At 61.7% G+C, this 7,012-nt stretch carries 8 protein-coding genes; 5 read left to right on the top strand and 3 right to left on the bottom strand.

Going from position 1 to position 7,012, the window contains the following annotated elements; genetic code table 11:
• Nucleotides 1–802 precede the first annotated feature (802 nt).
• Complete coding sequence (locus QP363_RS09925; RefSeq protein WP_284764396.1) at nucleotides 803–1,012, top strand: hypothetical protein; 210 nt, start codon at nucleotides 803–805, stop codon at nucleotides 1,010–1,012.
• A gap of 245 nt (nucleotides 1,013–1,257) precedes the next feature.
• On the opposite strand, the gene lepA is transcribed toward QP363_RS09925, so the two are convergent.
• Nucleotides 1,258–3,105, bottom strand: a complete 1,848-nt coding sequence (lepA, locus tag QP363_RS09920) for a translation elongation factor 4 (RefSeq protein ID WP_070645325.1) — start codon at nucleotides 3,103–3,105, stop codon at nucleotides 1,258–1,260.
• Between the two features lie 18 nt (nucleotides 3,106–3,123).
• On the opposite strand from lepA, the gene QP363_RS09915 reads away from it, so the two are divergent.
• The 4 genes from QP363_RS09915 to QP363_RS09900 all read left to right on the top strand — a co-directional run bounded on the left by QP363_RS09915 (nucleotide 3,124) and on the right by QP363_RS09900 (nucleotide 6,008).
• The gene (locus QP363_RS09915) at nucleotides 3,124–3,645 is read left to right on the top strand and encodes a type II toxin-antitoxin system PemK/MazF family toxin (RefSeq protein ID WP_070447893.1); all 522 of its coding nucleotides are present in this window, start codon (nucleotides 3,124–3,126) and stop codon (nucleotides 3,643–3,645) included.
• Between the two features lie 118 nt (nucleotides 3,646–3,763).
• Nucleotides 3,764–4,027 carry a 30S ribosomal protein S20 gene (rpsT, locus tag QP363_RS09910; protein ID WP_070447890.1) on the top strand — a complete coding sequence of 88 codons (264 nt, stop codon included), beginning with the start codon at nucleotides 3,764–3,766 and terminating at the stop codon, nucleotides 4,025–4,027.
• The gene (locus tag QP363_RS09905) at nucleotides 4,028–4,837 is read left to right on the top strand and encodes a DNA adenine methylase (RefSeq protein WP_070645329.1); all 810 of its coding nucleotides are present in this window, start codon (nucleotides 4,028–4,030) and stop codon (nucleotides 4,835–4,837) included.
• The gene (locus QP363_RS09900; RefSeq protein WP_246815781.1) at nucleotides 4,830–6,008 is read left to right on the top strand and encodes a hypothetical protein; all 1,179 of its coding nucleotides are present in this window, start codon (nucleotides 4,830–4,832) and stop codon (nucleotides 6,006–6,008) included. The genes QP363_RS09905 and QP363_RS09900 overlap by 8 nt, the downstream gene beginning before the upstream one ends.
• On the opposite strand, the gene QP363_RS09895 is transcribed toward QP363_RS09900, so the two are convergent.
• Both QP363_RS09895 and QP363_RS09890 read right to left on the bottom strand, forming a co-directional pair.
• Nucleotides 6,005–6,646: a LysE family translocator gene (locus tag QP363_RS09895; RefSeq protein WP_070719562.1), complete on the bottom strand. Its 642-nt coding sequence runs from the start codon at nucleotides 6,644–6,646 to the stop codon at nucleotides 6,005–6,007. The genes QP363_RS09900 and QP363_RS09895 overlap by 4 nt on opposite strands.
• On the bottom strand, nucleotides 6,643–7,011 hold the full coding sequence (locus QP363_RS09890; protein WP_284764393.1) for an ankyrin repeat domain-containing protein: 369 nt from the start codon (nucleotides 7,009–7,011) through the stop codon (nucleotides 6,643–6,645). The genes QP363_RS09895 and QP363_RS09890 overlap by 4 nt, the downstream gene beginning before the upstream one ends.
• Nucleotide 7,012 lies beyond the last annotated feature (1 nt).

Genomic DNA, 7,012 nt, shown 5'->3' with positions numbered 1-7,012 from the left:
CCCACCCTGGGGTGCACCGATAACCGCAATGCCGGAATACCAAGAAGCACTAGCCAGACTCAACACCGAAAAAGCAGCCGCAAAGGCACAGGCCACAGCCCCTGCCCAAGGATCACCGGAGCAAACCGGAAGACAGAGCCACCCAGCGCCAGACCGGCAGGCACCGGCACAACCTCCCGGAACACAAACACCAGAACAGCCACCAGACCCACCACCCGACAGCAGCTAACCCCAGCCACCACACACACAGCAACAACTGAAAGGAAACGGCTTACCACCAGCGGCAACACCGCTACCCGCCAACCGAGGGAAGGTTCGCGGGCACACCGGCGATCCTTCAGACAACACCACCCACGGCTCGCAACAAGTTACGCAGGAAAACCTGCGAGCCTTATGTCAGCGTCACCCATCATCCAAAGCCAGACTGACGGGCGATCCAGCGACCCCAAGTCCGGCTTCACGTGCTGCCGGAAGCAGCAGGAGCAACGGGGATTCTTAAGCCCTTAAAGGAGAAACCCGCCACCCAGATGCAACGGCAGTGACAGTAAGGCCGGGTTTAAGCCCTTAAAGGATGAGACGCGCCAACCAAAGCCAGACTGACGGGGCCTCGGCGCTCCCAGGGACAGCGCACCCGAAGACTGGAAGATGGTTGACGGGGATCTCGATGAACACCAGTTGCCTCCCGCCCACTGGCCCCATGCTGTGGGTGCACCCACAGCCCGTTAAGGGACAAGACGCACTGTCCCGCTTGTTATCGTGTTTGTACCTGCAGGAAAGACTCTTACCCAGGAAAGGGCTATTCGTGACCAACCCAGTAAGTTCGTGGAAGATTGTCACCGCTATTGCAGTCGTGGGCGGTTTCCTCCTGCTCATCCTGTACGTGGGTCTGAGCCGCTATTACAACGCCCAAGAGCTCGACATGCTTGTGGAAGGTGCCAACGCCAACGGCCAGAGCTACTCGGTGACAATCCACAACCAGCTCACCGGCAGCTACTCATTCAACGCCGAGTAACCCAGCCGGAGCACCAAACTAGGCAATACGCAGAGCTGAGTGCCTGTTGGGCTCTGCCTTCCACAGAGCTAGATCATGCAAGCTCATGCGGACCAATCCCGCCCTCGACGTGGGTGAGCCGGAGCGGGGGGTGAACTTCCGCCAGCGCGTGGGCGTGGGGCCTGCGCCGTCAGTGCAACCAGTGCCGGCCGTGACCACGCTGATGTTTTTGCAGGCCCGATGCCGTGCTATGGGCGACGGCTTCCTTATTCAGCGTCCGTGGACAGCGCCGCGACGAAGGCCTCCTGCGGCACCGAAACAGAACCGATGGACTTCATGCGCTTCTTACCGGCCTTCTGCTTCTCCAGCAGCTTGCGCTTACGGGAAATATCGCCGCCGTAGCACTTGGCCAACACGTCCTTGCGCATCGCTCGGATATTTTCACGCGCGATGATCTTCGAACCAATCGCCGCCTGGACGGGCACCTCGAATTGCTGGCGTGGGATGAGCTCCTTGAGCTTCTTCGTCATCTTATTGCCATACCATTGCGCGGAATCGCGGTGCACAATCGCAGAGAAGGCATCCACCGGATCACCGTTAAGCAGGATATCCACCTTCACCAGGTCCGCCAGCTGCTCGCCGGCCTCCTCATAGTTGAGGGAAGCATAGCCCTTGGTGCGGGACTTCAACATGTCGAAGAAGTCGAAGATGATTTCACCCAGCGGCATGGTGTAGCGCAGCTCCACGCGGTCCTCAGACAGGTAGTCCATGCCGCCCATTTGGCCGCGCTTGGACTGGCACAGCTCCATCGTCGAGCCCACAAATTCCTCCGGCACGATGATGGTCATCTTCACAATCGGCTCATAAACCTCACGCAGCTTGCCACTGGGCCAGTCCGACGGATTGTGCACCATGGACTCCTCGCCATCCTCCGCCACCACGCGGTAGGTCACCGACGGGGCGGTGGAAATCAAGTCCAAGCCAAACTCGCGCTCCAAACGGTCGCGCGTGATTTCCATGTGCAGCAGGCCTAAAAAGCCACAGCGGAAGCCGAAGCCTAGGGCGACGGAGGTCTCGGGCTCGAAGGTGAGGGAGGCGTCGTTAAGCTGCAGTTTCTCCAGCGCATCACGCAGGTCCGGGAAGTCTGCCTGGGAGATGGGGAACAGGCCGGAGTAGACCATAGGGTTCGGGTCGGCATAGCCCTTGAGCGGCTCGCTCGCGCCATTCGACGCCCACGTAATCGTGTCACCCACCTTGGTCTCACGCACGTTCTTCACGCCAGTAATCAGGTAGCCCACCTCACCCGGGCCCAGCCCCTTACACTTCTGCATGGTCGGGCTGACAATGCCCACCTCCAGCAGCTCATGGTTGGTACCCGTGGCCATCATGGTGACCTTCTGGCGCGGGGTCAGCTTGCCGTCCATCATGCGGATATAGGTCACCACGCCACGGTAGGTGTCGTAAACGGAGTCGAAGACCATCGCGCGGGCCGGGGCATCCTCGCCGAACTCGGACGTCGGTGCCGGGATAAGCTCCGCCACCTTATCCAGCAGCTCCGGCACGCCCTCGCCGGTCTTGCCGGAAACGCGCAACACCTCTTCCGGCTCACAGCCGATGATGTGGGCAATCTCCAGGGCGTACTTCTCCGGATCGGCTGCCGGCAGGTCAATCTTGTTGAGGACCGGGATGATCTCCAGGTCATTTTCCATGGCCAGGTAGAGGTTGGCCAGGGTTTGGGCTTCGATGCCTTGGGCGGCGTCGACAAGCAGGATGGCGCCCTCACAGGCTTCGAGCGCGCGCGAGACCTCGTAGGTAAAGTCCACGTGGCCGGGAGTGTCGATCATCTGCATGACGATCTCCTCCCCCTTCATGGCACCAGATTGAGGAATCCAGGGCAGGCGCACGTTCTGCGCCTTAATGGTGATGCCGCGCTCACGCTCGATATCCATGTTGTCGAGGTATTGGTCGCGCATGTCGCGCTCCTCCACCACCTGCGACAACTGCAGGATGCGATCAGCCAGCGTCGACTTGCCGTGGTCGATGTGGGCGATAATGCAAAAGTTTCGGATCTTGGACGGATCCGTAAACGTAGTGGCCGCGAAGTTTGTAGACATGTGTTTAGAATAGACGACATGTCTAGGTTGGCACGCATTCTCGGTATCGGAGGCCCTGAGCCTGTCGACGTCGGTCTCGAGCGCATCACCGAAGGCCTAGGACTAAACCAGAATGATTCCGTGACGGAACCCCGCAAAGCCGCCGACATTCGCGTCGAGTGTGCCGACGCCCACCCGCGCAGCGTCTTCTTCACCCCCGACATGGACGGGCAGGCAGACTCCGGGGAAGTCGTGTGGGTATGGGCGCCCTCGGATGGCAAGCAATCCCCGCCGCGCGAGCGCGCCGTGCTGATTGTCTCGCGCACGCGCACCACCGTGCTGGGCCTGCTCATCTCCTCCAACCCGGGCCACGCCAACAAGGAGGAATGGCTCGATATCGGCACCGGCGAATGGGACGAATCCGGCCGGCAGTGCTGGGTGCGGATGGACCGCGTGCTGGAAATCTCCGAGGAACAATGCCGCCGGCAAGGCACACTCTTCCCAGAACGCCGCTTCGAACGCATTGCCAACCGGCTACGCTCGCGTTATCACTGGGCCTGATTTGGGGATTCGGCCCGCGCCCTGCTAAATTTTTTGGGATGCCGGGGCACGCTGGCGGTCAGGACCTTGGGTCCGCCTTCCTCGGTTGCACATTCCTACGACTCTAAGAGGTATAAAGATGGCAAACATCAAGTCCAAGCAGAAGCGCATCCTAACCAACGAGAAGGCTCGTCAGCGCAACAAGTCCGTACGCTCCGCCGTGCGTACCGAGATCCGCAAGTTCCGTGAGGCCGTCGCCGCTGGCGACAAGGCTGCAGCCGAGAAGCAGCTGCGCGTTGCCTCCCGCGCACTGGACAAGTCCGTGTCTAAGGGCGTCTTCCACCGCAACACCGCGGCTAACAAGAAGTCCGGCATGGCCACCGCCTTCAACAAGATGGCCTAAATGAAACCGCTCCTGAAGTGGGTCGGGGGAAAGCGTCAACTGCTGCCCGTTATCCACTCCGTGCTGCCCGAGAGCTTCGACACTTATGTCGAGCCTTTCTTGGGCGGCGGAGCGGTCCTTTTTTCTTTGGCGCCCGAGCGCGCCCGGGTTAATGACCTGAACACCGAGCTCATCACCGTCTACGAGGTGGTCCGCGATAACGTGGACGAGCTCATCGCCCTGTTAAAGGGCTATCCGAATGATTCGGATTTCTTCTACGAGATGCGCGCCCGCGACCGTGAGCCGGGTTTTGCGCACTTAAGCCCTGTCGAACGGGCTGCCCGCACGATTTATTTGAATAAGACCTGCTACAACGGGCTTTACCGGGTGAATAACGCCGGCCAGTTCAATGCCCCGTTTGGCCGCTATGCCAACCCGAAGATTTGCGATGAGCCCAATCTGCGCGCAGTCTCGGAGTACTTGTCCACCCACGACGTGACGTTTTATAACGGCGACTACGCTGCGGTGGAGGCCAACGAGGGGGATTTCGTCTACTTCGATCCGCCCTATGATCCGGTCAACCCCACGAGTAATTTCACCGGCTACCAGTCGGGTGGTTTTGGCCGCGCGGACCAGATTCGGCTGAAGGAAACCTGCGACGACCTCAACGCCCGCGGGGTGAAGTTCCTGCTGTCGAATTCGGCGACGGACTTCATCAAGGAGTTGTACGCGGACTACCGCATCGACATTGTGGGTGCCACGCGCGCGGTCAATTCCGTGGCCTCGAAGCGCGGCAAGGTCGATGAGGTGCTCGTGCGCAATTATGCTTAACGACGCCGCTTGGGACCTCGTCTACCCTCACATCGCCGCCGACATCGCGGACCAGGGTTTCGCGATATTGCCCGCCGCGAAGATTAAGGAGCTATCGGGCCGCGAGCCACGGTTGATGGCCAAGCATGACTTTTCGGCAGCGCGCCCCGAGGTCTTTCGAGAGCACGGGTTATCCATGCTGCCAATTCGCCGCGATGCCTATCTCATTGGCCGCTTTGACCTGTACCAGCCTTTCCCGGAGCAAGCCGGGCCGCTGAAGTCAATGCCGGTTCCCCGCCACATTAAGTCCATTGACTTCGAGAACCTGACCTCGGAGGCCGCCGCACTCACCGCGGCGAGCTTAAGCGGCATGCTCGATGATTTTCTGGGCGGTGAGCTGGTGCCGACGGTCAGCGGGCGCATGTCGACGCTCACTCTGCCCATGCGTATCGGCGGGCGCGACGTGGTGGTGGACCGCGCCCAGATGGAGATTGATGCCGGCTTCGAGTCCGCCGAGCACCTCGTGCTCGTGGAGGCGAAGAACCACCTCTCCCCCGACTTCAACATCCGCCAGCTCTACTTCCCTTTCCGGCGCTTCTCGCTGGCCTTGGAGAAGGAAGTGGTGCCGGTCTACGTGGTCTACTCCAACGGCATCTTCCACTTCTACCGCTACGCGTTTAGGCAGCCGGAGGACTTCCGCAGCATCGAGCTGGTCAGCGCGGCGCGCTATGTTTTGGGCGAGTCTGGCGTAACTGAGGCGACGGTGCGCGCGGTGCTGGCGCGCACGCAGGTCGAGGGCACTCGCGTTCCTTTCCCGCAGGCGGACTCCTTCGCGCGGGTCATCAGCCTGCTGGAGAACCCAGTGGACAAAGCAGAGATGCCCGAGGAATTTGGTTTTACCCCGCGCCAGGCGGATTATTACACCAACGCCGCCCGCTACTTAGGCCTAAGCAAACTGAGCGGCACGCGCGATGAACGCAACCTCACCCTCATCGAGGCGCTGGCCTCCCGGCCGGTGCTCCGGGACATGGTGCAGCACGTCGTGACTACCCGCCGAGCGGTGAATAAAGAAGAGGCAATGGTCTTCATGCGCGCGGCTAATCTGGGGCTCAACGATACGACCCTGCGCCGCCGCTCCGGCACGGTCGCGGCGTGGTCGCAGTGGCTGGCGGAGCTCCTCAACCAGGCCTAGGCGGCCTGGATGCCGGCCCACACCAGGGCGCAGCCAGCCACCACGAAGAAAACGCCAGAGGCGATGTCGATCCACGGGCCTGCGACGAGGAGGCGGCGGCGAATCGCGCGGGTAGAAATGACCGTCGAGAGGAAGACGAAGAGCAGGTAGCTCGACAACGACAAGCTCAGCACCAGCGCCACCGATACCCACACCGGCGGGTGCGGCGGCAACAGCGGGGCGACCATAGCGGCGAGGAAGAGCACGATCTTGGGGTTGGACAGGTTGGTGGCCAACCCCGTGCGGAAGACCTTGCCCACCGAACCCAAGCGGGCGGCGGCCTCCTCCTCATCCACCGGCGGCTGCTTGCGCAGCTCCAGCCCGGAGCGAATGGACAGCACGCCCATGAAGACGAGGAAGCAACCGCCAATCACCTGAATCAGGGAGAGAACTCCCGGGAAGGCGGTCAGCAGGGCGGCCGCGCCAAACACGGTCAGCGTGCACCAGAACAGCACGCCGACTTGAATGCCCGTCGCCGCCGCGATGGCGTGGCGGCGCGAGCGCGTGGCATAGCGCGTGACCAGCACGATGTCGGGGCCGGGCGCTGCCGCACCGACGAGGTTCATCAAGAGGATGGCCGCAAACGCGGACCAGCTCATGACAGGCGCTCGAGAAGGTCCTCGCGGCCGAACATGCGGGCCGAGTCAAGGGCATTAGGCTGGCCGGCGGAGGGGTCGGCGCCGGCGTCGAGAAGCGCGTCGATCACCGCGTCCTCTTTCTTGAAAATCGCTCCGGCCAGTGGCGACTGGCCGCGATCGTTGAGGAGGTTGACGTCGGCCCCCGCTGCGGCGAGCTGGCGCACCAGCTCCGTATGGCCGTGGTAGGCGGCGAGCATGATGAAGGACTGCCCGTCCTGGTTCACCATGTCGACGTTGACGCCCTGCTTGATGTACTCGAGCAGCGTGGCATCGCCGTTGCGGGCAAAATCAAAAAGCTTGGTGGCAAAGTTCTGGATGTCATCCATG

Origin of the sequence: Corynebacterium sp. UMB6689, from assembly GCF_030215295.1 — a bacterium.
Taxonomy (GTDB): Bacteria; Actinomycetota; Actinomycetes; order Mycobacteriales; family Mycobacteriaceae; genus Corynebacterium; species Corynebacterium aurimucosum.
Note: the sequence above shows the minus strand (reverse complement) of the source record. Positions and strands in the feature narration are given on the sequence as shown.

Bases quoted from the DNA above. Each gene is read 5' to 3' on its own strand.
- lepA (WP_070645325.1), bottom strand. From the start codon at position 3,105: ATGTCTACAAACTTCGCGGCCACTACGTTTACGGATCCGTCCAAGATC.
- QP363_RS09915 (WP_070447893.1), top strand. From the start codon at position 3,124: ATGTCTAGGTTGGCACGCATTCTCGGTATCGGAGGCCCTGAGCCTGTC.
- rpsT (WP_070447890.1), top strand. From the start codon at position 3,764: ATGGCAAACATCAAGTCCAAGCAGAAGCGCATCCTAACCAACGAGAAG.
- QP363_RS09905 (WP_070645329.1), top strand. From the start codon at position 4,028: ATGAAACCGCTCCTGAAGTGGGTCGGGGGAAAGCGTCAACTGCTGCCC.
- QP363_RS09900 (WP_246815781.1), top strand. From the start codon at position 4,830: ATGCTTAACGACGCCGCTTGGGACCTCGTCTACCCTCACATCGCCGCC.
- QP363_RS09895 (WP_070719562.1), bottom strand. From the start codon at position 6,646: ATGAGCTGGTCCGCGTTTGCGGCCATCCTCTTGATGAACCTCGTCGGT.
- QP363_RS09890 (WP_284764393.1), bottom strand. From the start codon at position 7,011: ATGGATGACATCCAGAACTTTGCCACCAAGCTTTTTGATTTTGCCCGC.